The sequence below is a fragment of the Cellulomonas sp. P5_C6 genome, assembly GCF_054049635.1.
Genome location: NZ_JBFULZ010000030.1, coordinates 13,431 through 28,893, shown reverse-complemented (window position 1 = coordinate 28,893; position 15,463 = coordinate 13,431). Strand labels below are relative to the sequence as shown.

Genomic DNA, 15,463 nt, shown 5'->3' with positions numbered 1-15,463 from the left:
GTGTGGGCACCGTGACGTCCCCCCCGTCCAGTGTCACGATCAGCTGGACGTCGTTCTGTGCCGGCAGCGCTGCCTTCGCGGGCTGGTACGTCGAGGCGAACAGGTAGCCGCTGCGACCGTCGGACCGCACGGCCCACCGAAGGATCTCCGGGTCGGCGCTGCCGCCTCCGACCGTCGTGGCCATCGTGGCGATGCGGTGCCCGTCGTGCTGGAGCCACAGGTGCTGGGCGCGCAGGTAGTGGTGGTGGGGGCGGATCTGGCCGTGCTCACCGATCGGGGCGGCGAAGTCGTAGGTCACGCGTGGGACGTCGTTGGGGTAGCCGGTCGCGTGAGACTCCTGCTCGGAGCCGTGGGCACCCGTGCGCTGCGTCCCGCCGGCGTACATRTAGTAGCCCTGCCAGATCGAGCCGCTGCCGACCTTGGCGAGCGCGAGTGCGGCGACGTCGGTGGGGGCCACCATCGGCCTGCGGTGGTACGCGACGTGCATCCCGCCGCCGAGCTCGCACGTCACGAACGGCACGGCGTCGTCGTCCTTCAACGGCACCGCGTCGGGGTCGAGGCTGATCCCGTCGAGAGCCTCGCGCAGGTCCGCCCCGACGGACAGGTCGTCGCGAACGGGGCTGTACCGGAAGTGGAACGCCGAGAACTCGGGCCACTCCGTCTGCTCGTCGTCCCAGAAGCCGTCGGAGTAGGCGCTGTACACGGGCAGCAGCGTGTCGGGGACCTGCGCACCGCCCCAGCCGGTCGCCGTCCAGATCGGGACCCGGAGCCCGAGCTCCTCGGCCAGCTCGCGCAGCCGGGCGAGGTGCTGCGGCTGGTCGTACAGCTCGTTGTCGACCTGTGCGCCGACGATGGGCCCGCCGTCCGCATGCGCCAGACCACGGAGCTGCGCGATGGCCTGCGCGTAGAAGGCGTGCACGAGGTCGAGGTACCCGGGGTCGTTGGTGCGGGTGGCGAGCTCGCGCTCGACGAGCCAGTCGGGGAAGCCGCCGTACCGTGCCTCGCCGTGGGCCCAGGGACCGAGCCGGACGACGACGTCGAGGCCGTGCGCCCTGGCCTCCTGGATGAACGCGCGCAGGTCGAGCTGGCCGTCCCAGCGGAAGACGCCGGGCTCGGGCTCGTGGGCCTGCCAGAGCACGTAGGTCGCCACGGAGGTCAGCCCGCCCGCCCGGGCGTGGCCCAGGACGTCACGCCAGCGGTTGCGGGGGACCCGCGAGTAGTGGATCTCGCCGGTGATGGGGAACCACGGGATGCCACCCCGCTCGACCCACCTGCTGGTCACCTCGATCCGGTCGTCGCCCGCAGGCGGCTCGCCGACGCTCAGGTGGCCGCGGCGCGGTGCCGTCGGAGCGACGACGGTGAGGTGGTGCGGCGCCACAAGGGTGCCCGGGCGAACGGCGCTGGTCATGTCTCTCCTTGGAGCAAGCCTGGATTCGTCGCTGAGTATGCCGTCGCTCAGCCCTTGTCGTGCGAGCGGTACTCGGTCGGGCTCATCCCGTGGATCCGGTGGAACTGGCGGGAGAAGTAGAGGGGGTCGCTGAACCCGACCTGGGAGGCCACGGACGCGATGGGCCGGTCGGTGGTGTCGAGGAGCTCGCGGGCCGTGCCCATCCGCAGACGGGTCTGGTACTCCAGCGCGCCGTAGCCCGTGGCCTGCCGGAACAGGGCGGAGTAGTGCGAGACGCTCAGCCCGGCCATCCCCGCGAGGTCGGCGAGGGAGATGCGGGTGGAGAGGTTCGCGCGAAGGTGCTCGATCGTCGCTGCGACCGGGTCTGACTGCTGACGGCCGATCGTTCGACGGTCGGCCGCCAGGAGCGCCATCGCGTGCCACGCGGCACCGGCGGACGCCAGGAGGCTCGCCGTCGTCTCGTCGCGTTCCATCCGCCGGATGATCGTGTCGACGAGGGAGATGACGCGGGCCGGGTCGCCGAGGCCGAAGACCGGCTGGTCGGGCGTCGCGCCGATCGCCGCCAGCAGGTCGGGCACCTGCTGGCCGACGAGGTGCATCCACCAGATCGTCCAGGGCTCGTCCACGTCGGCCTCGTACCGGTGGGCCAGGCCGGCGGGGATGGCGAGCGCCTGGCCCGCCCTCACCTGGTGCGTGCCCGACGGCAGCGTGCAGGACCCCCGGCCGGCCGCGCACACGATCACGATGTGCTGCGCGGCCCCGTTCGTGCGGACGCGGCCGTGGGTCGACGCGCGCGGGAAGTATCCGACGTCGGTGACGAGCAGCTGCGACAGAGGTGCGGTCCGGAGGGCCTGCGCCACGAGCGGGCGCGGGAGCACGCGCATCCGCTGGCCGGGGAAGCCTTCCCGCCGGCGGGGTGGCGCGTCCAGGGTCTCGATCATCGATTCGTCCATGTGGCTCGGGAGAACGCCCATTCTGCAGCATGCGGACGGGACGTAGCGTCGTGCCCATGCTCGACGACGAGTCCCGTCTGGACCTCCCTGCCGTGCCCGCTCACCTCGCGGGTCAGGCCGTCGCCGCGTGGCGCCAGCCGGTCACGATCGACACGTACCTGCCGGACCCGGCGGACCGCTACCCGGCGTTCCTCGAGAACCGCGTCTACCAGGGCTCGTCGGGCCGGGTGTACCCGCTGCCGTTCCACGAGCGCATCAGCCCCACCAAGGCACCCCACGACTGGGACGCGATCCACCTCGAGAACCCGTGGATCCGGCTGATGATCCTGCCGGAGCTCGGCGGCCGCATCCACGTCGGGATGGACACCTCCAACGGGTACGACTTCTTCTACCGCAACAACGTCATCAAGCCCGCACTCGTCGGGCTGGCGGGGCCCTGGCTCTCGGGCGGCGTCGAGTTCAACTGGCCCCAGCACCACCGCCCCGCGACGTTCCTCCCGGTCGAGGCCTCGATCGAGCACGAGGCCGACGGCGCCGTCACGGTGTGGTGCTCGGACCACGACCCGTTCGCCCGGATGAAGGGCATGCACGGTGTCCGCCTGCGCCCGGACTCCTCGGTGATCGAGCTGCGCGCCAGGCTGTTCAACCGCACCGACGAGGTGCAGACGTTCCTCTGGTGGGCGAACGTCGCGGCTGCCGTGAACGACGACTACCAGTCGTTCTTCCCGACCGACGTGCACGCCGTCGCCGACCACGCCAAGCGCGCCGTGACGGCGTTCCCCGCGGCCGACCGCCCGTACTACGGGATCGACTACCGGGCCCGTCTGGACGGCGAGCACCCCGACGGAGACCGGATCGACTGGTACCGCAACATCCCGGTGCCGACGTCGTACATGGCGCTCGGGACGCAGGACGACTTCTTCGGCGGCTACGACCACGGCCGCCGGGCAGGCTTCGTCCACTGGGCCGACCACCAGGTGGCTCCCGGCAAGAAGCAGTGGACCTGGGGCACCGGCGCGTTCGGCAGGGCGTGGGACGCGAACCTCACCGACACCGACGGGCCCTACGTCGAGCTGATGGCCGGCGTCTTCACGGACAACCAGCCGGACTTCACGTTCCTGGCACCGGGCGAGACGAAGACGTTCAGCCAGTACTGGTACCCGATCCAGGAGACCGGTCCCGTCCACCAGGCCAACCTCGAGGCGGCCGTCCGTCTGGACGTCACGCAGGGCACCGCGACCACCGTCGCGCGGGTCGCCGTCGCGATGACCCAGGTCCGCGTCGGCGTCGCCGTGCGCCTGACCGGACCCGATGGCGCGACGCTGTGGCAGGTCGAGGTGGACTCGGGTCCGGATCGTCCGATCGTGCATGACGTGAACCTCGACGCTGTCTGGGCTCCGGAGGACCTCACGCTCGTCGTCGAGCACGGCGGTGCCGAGGTGATCGCGTGGCGACCCCGTGCGGCGCACAGCGACCTCGACATGCCCGAGCCTGCGCAGGAGCCGGGTGCACCCGCCGACGTCCCGTCCGTCGACGAGCTCTACCTCATCGGCGTGCACCTCGACCAGTACCGGCACGCGACACGGTCGCCCGAGCCGTACTGGCTCGAGGCCGTGCGTCGCGACGAGGGCGACTACCGCTCGAACCTCGCGCTGGCCGGACGGCGCTACCGGGCCGGGCAGTACGCGCAGGCCGAGCAGCACCTGCGCGCGGCGCTGGCACGCCAGACCCGTCTGAACACGAACCCGGCCGACGGTGAGGCGATGTTCCGCCTCGGCCAGGTGCTGGCGCGCACCGGTCGTGCGGATGAGGCCTACGAGGCGTGGGGCAAGGCGCGGTGGAACCAGGCGTGGCGCGTCGCGGCGCTCCTCGCGATGGCTCGGCTCGACGCCGCGCGGGGACTCGACGCCGCAGCACTGGACCATGCCCGTGCCGCCGCCGACGCCGACCCGGACCAGCTGCAGGCCCACGCCGTGCTGGCCGCCCTGCTGCGGCGCGCCGGCCGCGACGGCGAGGCCGACAGAGTCCTGGCGCGTTCGCTCGAGCGAGACCCGCTCGACGTCTGGACCCGCGACCTGACGGGCATGGACGTCTCTGCCGACGCCCCGACGCTCCTCGATGTCGCCCTGGAGTACGACTCGCTCGGCGCGTGGCGCGATGCGGTTCGGCTGCTCGAGGCCGCGGCCGCGACCGAGCCGGCCCTGGGTCAGGTCGAGGTCCGGCCGCTGGCGCACCTGCACGCAGCGCGGATCCTCGAGGCCGCCGGCGACCATCCGGCCGCCGAACGGCAGCGCGAGCTGGCGCGGACGGCGCCCGCCGTGCACTGCCTCGCCTCACGCCTCGACGACGTGGACATGCTGCAGGCGCACGTCGAGGGGCACCCCGACGACGCCCGGGCCTGGGCGATCCTCGGCCACTGGCTGTACTCCCAGCGTCGTCACCACGACGCGATCGCTGCGTGGTGCACGTCGACGGAGCTGGACCCGAGCGACCCCGTCGTGTGGCGCAACCGTGCGGTCGCGGCGTTCAACGTCCTGGCCGACCTGGACGCCGCGCGGCAGCACTACGAGACCGCACTCGCGGTCGCCCCCGGCGACCCCCGCCTCGTCTACGAGCGCGACCAGCTGGCCAAGCGGTCCGGCAGCACGCCCGCGGAGCGCCTCGCGGTGCTCGAGGGCGAGCGGTCGGCGGTCGACGCCCGCGACGACCTGACCGTCGAGCTCGCCCAGCTGCACACCGCCACCGGCAGGCCCGGGGTCGCGCTCGAGCTCCTCCGTGCCCGCCGGTTCCAGCCGTGGGAGGGCGGCGAGGGACAGGTCCTCTCGGCATGGGACGAGGCGCTCCTCGCCCTCGCCCGCCGAGCGCTCGACGACGGCGACGGGTGGCTCGCGCTCGAGCACGTCGGCGCGGCGCTCGAGCCCGTGGCGAGCCTCGGCGAGGCCCGCCACCCGCTGGCCAACACCGCCCAGCTGCACCTCGTGCTCGGTGACGCGCTCGCGGCGACGGGCGACGACGGCGCCGCCCGCATCGCCTGGTCGCATGCCGCACGCTCGACGGGCGACTTCCAGAGCATGGCTCCGGTCGCGTTCTCCGAGATGACCTACTACGCGGTGCTGGGTTCACGCCGCCTCGGCGACGACGTCCGCGCCGACGCCCTGGTCGACGGGCTCGCCGCCCACGCGGTGATGCTCCGGTCGACGTCCGCGACGGTCGACTACTTCGCGACCTCCCTGCCGACCCTGTTGCTCTTCCAGGACGACCTGCAGGCCGCGCAGACGACGACGGCGATGCTTCTGGACGCACAGGTCGCCGCCCTGCAGGGCGACGTCGACGCGGCGGCCGCGGGCCTCGACGACGTCCTCGCCCGCGAGCCCAGCCGGCTGCGGGCCCTAGACCTGCGGCGGGAGCTCTCGGCCGGCTCGGGGCGGTAGCCCGGTCGCACGGTCCGACGCGACGAAGGGGCCCGGCGCTGCGCGTACCAGGAGCGCACCGCAGCCTTGGCCGGCATGGTCACAGTCCGGTAACGGACCGGTTTGCGGGCTTTCGCGCCGTCGACGTCGATGCATAACCTGTGCACGGTCACAGTCTGGCTCGTGCACAGTCGCACGGCCCGACGCGACGGAGAGTCACGGACCCAGCCGGCCCACGGGTGACGCGATCTCGTGCGGTCGTCCTGGCGTCGCACGACAGCCGGACGCTCGTGACGGGGATCCGCGCACGGGTCTGTGACCAGCTCGATCTGTCCGGCATCGCGCAGGTTCTCGACACGCAGCACCAGCTCGACCACGGTCGACGACGACGTACGACCGATGACGTTCGACACGAAGGGACAACGCTGTGTCCTCAATGCCTCGTCGACTCAGGGCCGCCGCCTACCTGGCCTCCGCGTCGCTCATCCTCGCCGCGGTCCCGGGGGCCGTGCTCCCGGCTGCCGCCGCCGACCAGGGCCCGGTCGACGCCGGGATCGTCGTGCAGAAGGTCGAGGGGATGCCCGAGGGCTTCATGCGAGGCGTCGACGTCTCGACCGCCCTCTCCCTGGAGGAGAGCGGCGTCACGTTCCGGGACACCCACGGCCAGGTCGCGGACCTGTTCGACGTGCTGGCGGACTCCGGCGTCACCGACGTGCGCGTGCGCGTGTGGAACGACCCGTGGGACGCGCAGGGCCACGGGTACGGCGCCGGGAACGTCGACGTCGCGCGGGCCGTGGAGATCGGCGAGCGGGCGACCGCCGCGGGCCTGGGCGTGCTGGTCGACTTCCACTACTCCGACTTCTGGGCGGACCCGAGCAAGCAGATGGCCCCCAAGGCGTGGGCCGGCCTGCCGGTCGCCGAGAAGGCCGCCGCCGTCGAGACCTACACGGCGGAGAGCCTGCAGGCGTTCGAGGACGCCGGGGTCGACGTCACGATGGTGCAGGTCGGCAACGAGACGAACAACGGCATCGCGGGCGTGACGGGCTGGGACGACATGGCGCAGATCTTCTCCGCCGGCAGCGCCGCCGTCCGGGAGGTGCTGCCCGATGCGCTCGTCGCACTCCACTTCACCAACCCCGAGTCGGCGGGCAGGTACGCGGGGTACGCGGCAGAGCTCGCCGCGCGGAACGTGGACTACGACGTCTTCGCCTCGTCGTACTACCCGTTCTGGCACGGCACGCTGAGCAACCTGACATCGGTGCTCAGCGACGTCGCGACGACCTACGGCAAGAAGGTCATGGTCGCGGAGACCTCGTGGGCGCGGACCCTCGAGGACGGCGACGGACAGGTCAACGTGATCCGCGAGGGCTCGGTCACCAACCCGGCCTACCCGTACTCGGTGCAGGGCCAGGCGAACGAGGTCCGTGACGTGATGCAGGCGGTCGCGGACGTGCCGGGCGACGCCGGGATCGGCGTCTTCTACTGGGAGCCCGCGTGGCTCCCGGTCGGCCCCCCGAGCGCGCTCGAGGCCAACAAGGTGCTGTGGGAGCGGGACGGTTMCGGCTGGGCGACGAGCTACGCCGCGGAGTACGACCCCGCCGACGCCGGCGCCCGCTACGGCGGCTCCGAGTGGGACAACCAGGCGCTGTTCGACTTCGCGGGGAACCCGCTCGAGTCCCTGCAGGTGTTCCGGTACGTGCTGACCGGTGCGGTCGCGCCGCGAGCGGTCTACTCGATCGAGTCGCCCAGCGTGACGGTCACCGACGGCGAGGCCGTGGTGCTTCCGAGCACGGTCGCGGTCACCTTCAACGACCAGACCGTCGTGGACACCGCCGTGACCTGGAGCGACTCCGCCTCGTGGATCCGCGGGCCGGGCACATACACGATCAGCGGGGTGACGGCCGACGGCGACGCGGCCCGCGCGACCGTGACCGTCCTGGCGGCCAACGTCGTGCCCAACGGCAGCTTCGAGAACTGGGGCGCCGGCTGGTCGCTCGACTGGAACGTCGCGAACGTCAAGGAGGAGGCGGCGAACGTGCACAGCGGCGCGATGGCCGTGAACTTCTGGAGCGCCACCGACGCCACGTTCTCCGTGAGCCGCCAGGTCACGGGCGTCGCGCCCGGTGCCTACACGCTCTCCGTGTGGAACCACGGCGCGCCGGAGGTCGGTGGCGTCAGCCTCTCGGCCGTGACGTCGGCGGGCTCCTGGTCCGTGCCGATGCCGCAGACCGGCTGGGCGCTCTGGGCGAACCCGACCGTCGACGACGTGGTCGTCGGTGCCGACGGTGTCGTGACCGTCGCGGTCGGGGGAGCCGTCCCCGCGAACGGCTGGGGCTGGTTCGACGACGTCGTGCTGACCCCGAGCACGGGCACCGTCGCACCCGACACCTCCGCGCTCGACGCCGCGCTCGCGGCTGCCGGTGCCGTCCACCGGGCCTGGTACACGGAGGCCTCGCTCGCGGCGCTCGACCACGCGGTGGAGGTCGGGCACGTCGTGCTCGCCGGGAGCTTCGCCACCGCCGACGACGTCGCGGCGGCGACGGCGCTGGTGAACGGCGCCGTCGCCGGCCTCGAGGTCAGCGCTCTGGCGGCCCCGACCGTGACGGCCACGTTGGCAGCGACCACCGTGAACACCGTGACGGCTGCGTCGGTCCAGGTGACGGTGGGCGCGGGCGCGTCGGCCGCACCGACCGGCCAGGTCACCGTGCACTACGGCGCGCAGTCCGTCGTGGCGCCCCTCACGGCGGCGGACGCGGGTCACGTCACCGTGCCGCTGCCCGTCCTCCCCGCCGGCACGTATCCCGTCTCGGTGGACTACGCCGGTGACGCGGCTGTGGCGCCCGGGAGCGCGTCTGCCGGCACGCTCACGGTGGTCACGCTCGCGTCGAAGGTCACYGCGCACGTGCGCAGCATCGTGGTGACGACGAGCACCACCGCTGTCGTCGACGTGACGGTCGGCTCGGTGCCGGCCGGAACGGTCCCGACCGGGACGGTCACGGTCACCTACGGCACCGCGACCAAGGAGGTCGCGCTGACGCAGGCGGACGGGGGTCGGCTCGCGGTCGAGCTGCCTCGACTGGCGATCGGCCTCTACGCGGTCAAGGTGGCCTACTCCGGCGACGCGGTCGTGGCGGGGTCCTCGGCCACGGCGGGTCTCGTCGCGGTCGTCCGGACACCCGCGGTCGTGACTGCGCAGCTCGCGAGCGCGAGCGTCACCCCGTCGCAGGCTGCCAAGGTCGCCGTCACCGTGCGGGCGGCGGACTTCGCGTCGCCGACCGGCACGGTCTGGGTCACCTACGGTTCGAGGTCGACGTCCGTGCCCCTGCGGGCGAGCGACAACGGGAGCGTGACGGTCACGCTCGCGAAGCTGCCCAAGGGCACCTACACCGTGGGGGTCGTCTACGTGAGCGACGACAGCAGGGTCGGCAGTGGCGTCGCGGCACCTCTGCGGCTGACCGTGCGCTGACCAGCACGGTCGCGGTCGGCGCCCGGCCTTCTCCGACGGCGCCGACGTGCACCCGGCAACCCCGCCTGGACCTCTCCCGGGCGGGGTTGCCGGCACGTCCGGGCCTGCCGTCGGTCCGCCCGTGCCAGCATGAGGCGTGCTGAGCGTGAGCGTCATCGTCACCGCGTTCGACCAGGGCGAGCTGGCCGCCGAGGCGGTCGGGTCGGCCCTGCGCCAGACCCGCGTCCCGGAGGCCGTCATCGTGGTCGACGACGGCTCGACCGACGACGAGTCGGTCGACGTCATCGAGCGGCTCCAGCGGGACGGTCGGGTCCGCGTGCTGCGTCAGTCCAACCGCGGGGTCGCCGCGGCCCGGAACGCGGGGATCGCCGCTGCCGAGACCGACCTCGTGGCCGTGCTGGACGGCGACGACCGCCTCGCGCCGACGTTCCTCGAGCGGACGACCGCCGTCCTGGAGGGCGACCCCGGCGCGCTCGCCGCATCGTCATGGCTGCGCGCGCACGGCGTGATCGACGCGGTCGTGCGGCCCGGCGGAGGGTCGGCGGTCGACTTCCTGCACCGCAACGCGTGCCCCGCGACCGCGGTGGTCCGCCGCGACGCCTGGCGTGGGTGCGGCGGCTACGACGAGGACATGCGCAGCGGGTTCGAGGACTGGGACTTCTTCCTGTCACTCGTCGGCGAGGGCGGGCACATCACGGTCGTGCCGGAGCCGCTCATCGAGTACCGGACGGCGCCGGCCTCCGCGAACGTCCGGTCCATGGACTCCCGGCTCGAGCTCTACGGCCGCCTCGTCGACAAGCACCGCACCGTCTTCGAGCGGCACCTGCGGGAGGTGCTGCTGGCGCTCGAGGCCCGCGCCATGGACGCCGCCGGACGGTGGGAAGACCTCGTGGCCGCGGACCGGGCGCTGCCGGTCGGGGAGGTCACGTACGGCGACGGCGGCATGGCCGCAGCCGTCCGGATCGCGGTTCGCCGGGGCTGACCCGCACCTCCCGACGGCGGGTCCGCCCACCGGCCCTCACTGCACGAGCGGCAGGTCGGCCGCGGTCGTCGTCGATCTCGCCCTTCCACCCCGGGAGGCGGAGCCGTCGAGGCGCCACAGGACCAGCAGCGCGATGGCCGCGGACACGACCTCGCCCGCGGCCAGGCCGGTCCAGGTGCCGGTGGGGCCGGTGCGACCGAGGGCGAGCACGAGCGGGACCTTGACGAGCAGGAGGGTCCCGACGGAGATGACGTAGGACGGTCGCGGCCGCCCGAGTGCCTGGAAGTACGCGGAGACCAGCGGGGGGACGCCTGCTGCGGCGAAGCCGATCGCGAGGATGCGCAGGGCCTCGACGGACTCCGCGTGGACGGTCGGGTCGTCGATGAAGGCGGCGGTGATGGGGTCGGCGAGCAGCGCGACCGAGCCGGCGGCGACGGTGCTGTAGACGAGGGTGGCGCGCAACGACAGGGTCCGGGCGCGCCGGACGCGTGCGGTGAGCCTGCGGCCGGCGTTGTACCCGACGATGGGCTGCATCCCCTGGCTGATGCCGAGCTGGGGCATCGCGACGAACGTCTGGATGCGGGCGCAGATCGCGAACGCGGCGAGCGCAGCGGTGGTGGCGGCGGCCCGGGACAGCCCGGTGTTGACGACGACGACGAGCAGGGTGGCGCCGAAGCCGGCGAGGAACGAGGGGGCACCGATGCCCACGAGGGTCCGGACCGTCGGCAGGTGGGGGCGCAGGTCGGGCCTGTGGATGCGGTAGGGGCGGTGCTTCTGGGCGAAGAAGAACCACATGCTCATGGCGGCGGAGACGGCCTGGCCGCCGACCGTTCCCAGGGCCGCTCCACGGACGCCGAGGTGCAGCCCGAAGATCAGGAGCGGATCGAGGGTGATCTGGACGGCGACGGGGATGACCCAGAGCATCGTGGCGAACCGCATCCGACCCTCCGCGCGCACGAGGCTGGAGAACCCGGTCGAGACGATCGCGCCGGCCAGGATCACCACGGCGTAGTCGCGGGCGTAGCCGAGAGTCTCGTCGTGGGCGCCGAGCAGCCGCAGGAGCGGCTCGAGACCGCTCAGCCCGACCACGGTGGTCGTGACGGCGGCGGTCCAGAACACGATGAACGCGTTCCCGGCCGCGCGCGCGGCCGTACTGGTGTCGCCGGCACCCAGGTGCCGGGAGACGACCGAGGCTGCTCCGACGCCGAGCGCGGTCGAGACCGCGCCCAGCGCCAGCAGCAACGGGGCGACGAGGTTGACCGCCGCCATCGCCGTCGCCCCGACGCCGCGGGCGACGAACCAGGCGTTGGTCAGCGCATAGATCCCGTACACCCCGACCGCGATGGTGGTCTGGGTGCAGGCGTGCCACAGCAGCCGCCCGACGGGCCGCTCGCCCAGGGCGGCGGTGTCGAGCGTGCGGGTGCTCACGGCTCGGTGAGCAGGCGCATCATCCTGTCGATCTGCCCTCGTGCCCAGTCGTACTGGGTCGGTGTGGTGTGTCCGCGGTAGACGGTCTCGATCGCCATGATCACGACCAGGTGCAGGGTGTACAGGCGCCGGCGCGTCTGCTCCCTCGGTGTGAGGTCCGCCTGACCGTAGCCGCGCATGAACGCTGTGGGGTCGCCGAAGTCGGGAAGGTCGATGGCGGCGAAGCCGGCCTCCATCAGCGGGTCCCCGTACAGGGCGCGCTCGTGGTCGATGATCGTGACGATCCTGCCGTCGCGGACCATGACGTTGGAGTCCCAGAGGTCCCACTCGACGAACCTCGGCTCGACGACGTCGTCGAAGACGTCCGCGTGCAGCGCGACGACCTTGCGGATCTCGTCGTAGTCCCGGCCGATGTCGACGTTGCGGGCCTCCCCGTCGGCGAGGTTGGCCTCCACGATGCCGGTGAACGCGGTTCGCCATGACGGGTGACCCGGGCCGGCGAGCGGTCCGAACCAGCTCCCACGGATCGAGTTCAGCTCGCGGTTGGCGGCGCCGAGCGCCTCGTTGTACGCGTCGCGCTGCTCGGTGCTCAGGTCCTCCGCGACGATGCCGAAGTTGTCGGCGTCGATGAACGGCATGAAGAAGTAGTCGGCGTCGACGAGCTCGTGGCTCAGGTCGGCGTGGTCGACGTGCGGGACCGGGACGTCGGTGCGTTCCGCGATCAGCGCCAGCGAGGCGAGCTCGATGCGCATCGCGCCGCGCTCGGCGGTCATCACCGGCACGTCACGCGGCGGCGCGATCTTCAGGGCCACGGACCGGCCGTCGCGCAGCTGGATCCGGTACGCGACGTTGAACCAGCCGTGCCCCAGCTCCTCGAGCCAGGAGTCCGGCTCGCCCGTGGGCACCTGCTCGGCGCCGTAGGCACGTTCGACCATCGACAGGAGCGTCGCAGGCGTCTGACGGTTCTTCGTGATGCTCTCCATTGAGTCCTCATCGTCGTGCGGCGGGCCGTGCGGCCCTGGGTGGCGATACGTCGGTAGATCTGGGTCGACGGACGTCAGGCGTTCGGGGCGACGTCGATGTCGAGGTTCAGCGTGGAGGCGGTCCGGTGCTCGCCCGGACGATGAGCTCCGTGGGCACGACCGTCAGGGCCGGCGGTGGGACGGTCCTCGACCGGAGCTGACCGACCACGAGGGTGATGAGCGCACGGCCGATGGCGTGGAAGTCCTGCCGGACGGTCGTCAGGGGCGGTGAGGTCCAGCCGGCGACGGAGATGTCGTCGAAGCCCACCACGGACACGTCCTCGGGCACGCGGCGGCCAGCCTCGTGCAGCGCCCGGACGAGGCCGAGCGCCATCTCGTCGTTGGCGCAGAACACCGCGGTGACGTCGGGGTTCGCCGCGAGCCGCAGCCCCGCCTCGTAGCCGTCGTGCGCGCTCCAGTCTCCGTACACGGGCTCGGGCGGACGGATCCCCGCCTCCAGGAGGCAGCGGCGCCACGTGCCGATGCGCACCAGGGCGTGCTCCGAGTCCCGCGGCCCGGCGAGGTGGTGCACGGTGCGGTGCCCCAGGCCGAGCAGGTGGCGCATCGCGTCCTCGCTGCCCTGGACCTGGTCGGCGGAGACGGTGGGGTAGTGGCCCGCGAACTTGGAGAACGACACCGCGACCGGCATGCCCGCGGGCAGCACCAGGGTCGTGGGCGACGCCTGCTCGGCCCGCATGATGACGAGGCCGTCGATGGCCTGGTGCGAGATGCGGTGTGCCGCGTTCTCCCAGCTCTCCGGGGCGAGGTTGCGGACGTGGAGCAGCGTGACCGAGTAGTCCTCGAGCGCGGCGGCCTCGACCAGGGCCTCGGCGGTGAGGGCCTCACCGGTGCGCTGGAAGCCGGTCGAGAGCACTCCGATGGCGCCGAACGTGCCGTTCCGCAGCGCCTGGGCCGCCCGGTTCGGCGAGTAGCCGAGCTGGTCCATCGCCTGCACGACGCGTGCGCGGGTGGTCGGTCGGACCGAGTCGGCGCCGGTCGAGACGCGCGACACCGTCTGCGGCGACACGCCGGCGAGGCGGGCGACGTCGCCGATCGAGGGGCCCGAGCGGCGGCGGCCGGGCGCTGGCGCGGTTGTCATGGCCAGATGCTAGTGGTAGGGCGCAATGGTGACGTCACCAAAGGATCCTATCGAGTCAGAAATGCTGGTCTTTCCGTTACCAAACCGTCGCCGAACGGATGTCTACCCGCTGCTATGGTGACGTCACCAAACGCCAGAGAAGGTCGAGCGACGCCCGTTTTGCTCGTGGTCGGAGTGGACCAGACCCCTTGGCATGGAGCAGGTAACCGCCTCACCACAGCACGGCGCACGACCTCACAACAGCACTGTCGACCTATCCCGCTCGACCGCCGCGACGTTGCGGCGGACGAGTCGGAGCCGGCGACGCGGCGAGAGCCGGCACCGGTCAAGGACGACCAACAGCCCGAAGGGATCACCCGATGAAGAAGACACGCACGCTCGGCGCGCTGGGCGCCGCCTTGACGCTGACACTCGCCCTCGCCGCGTGCAGCGGCGGAGATTCCGGCTCGAGCGGGGACGAGACGACCGGCGCGAGCGGTGGTACCGGCAACAACACCCTGACGGTCTGGGCGTGGGACCCGGCGTTCAACATCTACGCCCTCCAGGAGGCCGAGAAGGTCTACCAGGCCGATCACCCGGACTTCAAGCTCAACATCGTCGAGACGCCGTGGGACGACCTGCAGACCAAGCTGACCACGCTGGCCCAGTCGGGCGAGACGGACCAGCTGCCTGACATCTTCCTCATGCAGAACAACGCGTTCCAGAAGAACGTGATCAACTACCCGGACATCTTCGCCAACTTCACCGACTCCAAGGTGGACTTCAGCCAGTTCCCCGAGTCCGTCGTGGCGTACTCCACGGTCGACGACGTCAACTACGGCGTGCCGTTCGACAACGGGGCCGCGATCGGCGCGTACCGGACCGACCTCCTCGAGCAGGCCGGCTACACGATCGACGACTTCACCGACATCACGTGGGACCAGTTCCTCACGATGGGCAAGGTCGTGCTGGAGAAGACGGGCAAGCCGCTGCTCACCGGCCAGGCCAACTCGGCCGACACGATCATGATGATGCTGCAGAGCGCCGGCGCGAGCCTGTTCGACGACCAGGGCAAGCCGACCATCACCGACAACGACGCACTGCTGGCCGCCATCGACATGTACGGGCAGCTGGTCAAGGCCGGCGTCTTCGTCGAGGTCAACTCGTGGGACGAGTACATCAACACGATCGTGAACTCGAACACGGCCGGCGTCGTCAACGGCGTGTGGATCTCCGGCTCCATCCAGTCGGCCGCGGACCAGTCCGGCAAGTGGGCCGTCACCAACGTCCCGAAGCTCGACGGCGTCGACGGCGCGACGAACTACACCGCCAACGGTGGCTCGTCCTGGGCGATCACCCCGAACGGCAACGAGGCGCTCGCCAGCGACTTCCTCAACGCGACGTTCGCGGGCTCGACCGAGTTCTACGACACGATCCTCCCGAAGTCCGGCGCGCTGGCCAACTGGCTCCCGGCGGGTGACTCGGACGTCTACAACGAGCCGCAGGCATTCTTCGGCGGTCAGCCGATCTACGCCGACGTGCTGAAGTTCGCCGCGAAGGTGCCCAGCAACAACACGGGTGCCTACTACTACGAGGGTCGGGACGCCGTGAGCGTCGCCATCACCAACATCCTCAACGGCGCGGACCCGAAGGCCGAGCTCGACCAGGCGCAGCAGACCGTCGAGTTCGCCATGGGGTGACCTGAGGGCGGGCGGC

General features: G+C 71.9%; 9 protein-coding genes. 4 read left to right on the top strand and 5 right to left on the bottom strand.

Annotated elements, in window-relative coordinates:
- Positions 1–1,408, bottom strand: a 1,408-nt coding sequence (locus tag ACXJKG_RS05580; protein ID WP_456844757.1) for a beta-galactosidase, incomplete at its 3' end; no start/stop codon positions are given.
- Positions 1,409–1,455: 47 nt separating this feature from the next.
- Positions 1,456–2,349, bottom strand: a complete 894-nt coding sequence (locus ACXJKG_RS05575; protein WP_456844756.1) for a helix-turn-helix domain-containing protein — start codon at positions 2,347–2,349, stop codon at positions 1,456–1,458.
- 68 nt (positions 2,350–2,417) lie between these two features.
- On the opposite strand from ACXJKG_RS05575, the gene ACXJKG_RS05570 reads away from it, so the two are divergent.
- The 3 genes from ACXJKG_RS05570 (at position 2,418) to ACXJKG_RS05560 (ending at position 10,219) form a co-directional block, all read left to right on the top strand.
- Positions 2,418–5,792, top strand: coding sequence for a DUF5107 domain-containing protein (locus ACXJKG_RS05570; protein ID WP_456844755.1), 3,375 nt, complete (start codon positions 2,418–2,420; stop codon positions 5,790–5,792).
- A 415-nt stretch (positions 5,793–6,207) separates the two neighbouring features.
- Positions 6,208–9,237: a glycosyl hydrolase 53 family protein gene (locus tag ACXJKG_RS05565; protein ID WP_456844754.1), complete on the top strand. Its 3,030-nt coding sequence runs from the start codon at positions 6,208–6,210 to the stop codon at positions 9,235–9,237.
- Positions 9,238–9,382: 145 nt separating this feature from the next.
- Positions 9,383–10,219, top strand: a complete 837-nt coding sequence (locus ACXJKG_RS05560; protein WP_456844753.1) for a glycosyltransferase family 2 protein — start codon at positions 9,383–9,385, stop codon at positions 10,217–10,219.
- Positions 10,220–10,255: 36 nt separating this feature from the next.
- Here the strand turns inward: ACXJKG_RS05560 and ACXJKG_RS05555 are convergent, their stop codons facing one another.
- From ACXJKG_RS05555 to ACXJKG_RS05545, 3 genes are all read right to left on the bottom strand, one after another.
- Positions 10,256–11,647, bottom strand: a complete 1,392-nt coding sequence (locus ACXJKG_RS05555; RefSeq protein ID WP_456844752.1) for an MATE family efflux transporter — start codon at positions 11,645–11,647, stop codon at positions 10,256–10,258.
- Positions 11,644–12,582, bottom strand: coding sequence for a phosphotransferase family protein (locus ACXJKG_RS05550; RefSeq protein WP_456844751.1), 939 nt, complete (start codon positions 12,580–12,582; stop codon positions 11,644–11,646). Before ACXJKG_RS05550 ends, ACXJKG_RS05555 begins: the two co-directional genes overlap by 4 nt.
- Positions 12,583–12,736: 154 nt before the next feature.
- Positions 12,737–13,768: a LacI family DNA-binding transcriptional regulator gene (locus ACXJKG_RS05545; RefSeq protein WP_456844750.1), complete on the bottom strand. Its 1,032-nt coding sequence runs from the start codon at positions 13,766–13,768 to the stop codon at positions 12,737–12,739.
- Positions 13,769–14,127: 359 nt separating this feature from the next.
- Between ACXJKG_RS05545 and ACXJKG_RS05540 the strand changes: the two genes are divergently transcribed.
- Complete coding sequence (locus ACXJKG_RS05540; RefSeq protein ID WP_456844749.1) at positions 14,128–15,447, top strand: ABC transporter substrate-binding protein; 1,320 nt, start codon at positions 14,128–14,130, stop codon at positions 15,445–15,447.
- Positions 15,448–15,463: the final 16 nt, after the last annotated feature.

Bases quoted from the DNA above. Each gene is read 5' to 3' on its own strand.
- ACXJKG_RS05550 (WP_456844751.1), bottom strand. From the start codon at position 12,582: ATGGTCGAACGTGCCTACGGCGCCGAGCAGGTGCCCACGGGCGAGCCG.
- ACXJKG_RS05575 (WP_456844756.1), bottom strand. From the start codon at position 2,349: ATGATCGAGACCCTGGACGCGCCACCCCGCCGGCGGGAAGGCTTCCCC.
- ACXJKG_RS05570 (WP_456844755.1), top strand. From the start codon at position 2,418: ATGCTCGACGACGAGTCCCGTCTGGACCTCCCTGCCGTGCCCGCTCAC.
- ACXJKG_RS05540 (WP_456844749.1), top strand. From the start codon at position 14,128: ATGAAGAAGACACGCACGCTCGGCGCGCTGGGCGCCGCCTTGACGCTG.
- ACXJKG_RS05545 (WP_456844750.1), bottom strand. From the start codon at position 13,768: ATGACAACCGCGCCAGCGCCCGGCCGCCGCCGCTCGGGCCCCTCGATC.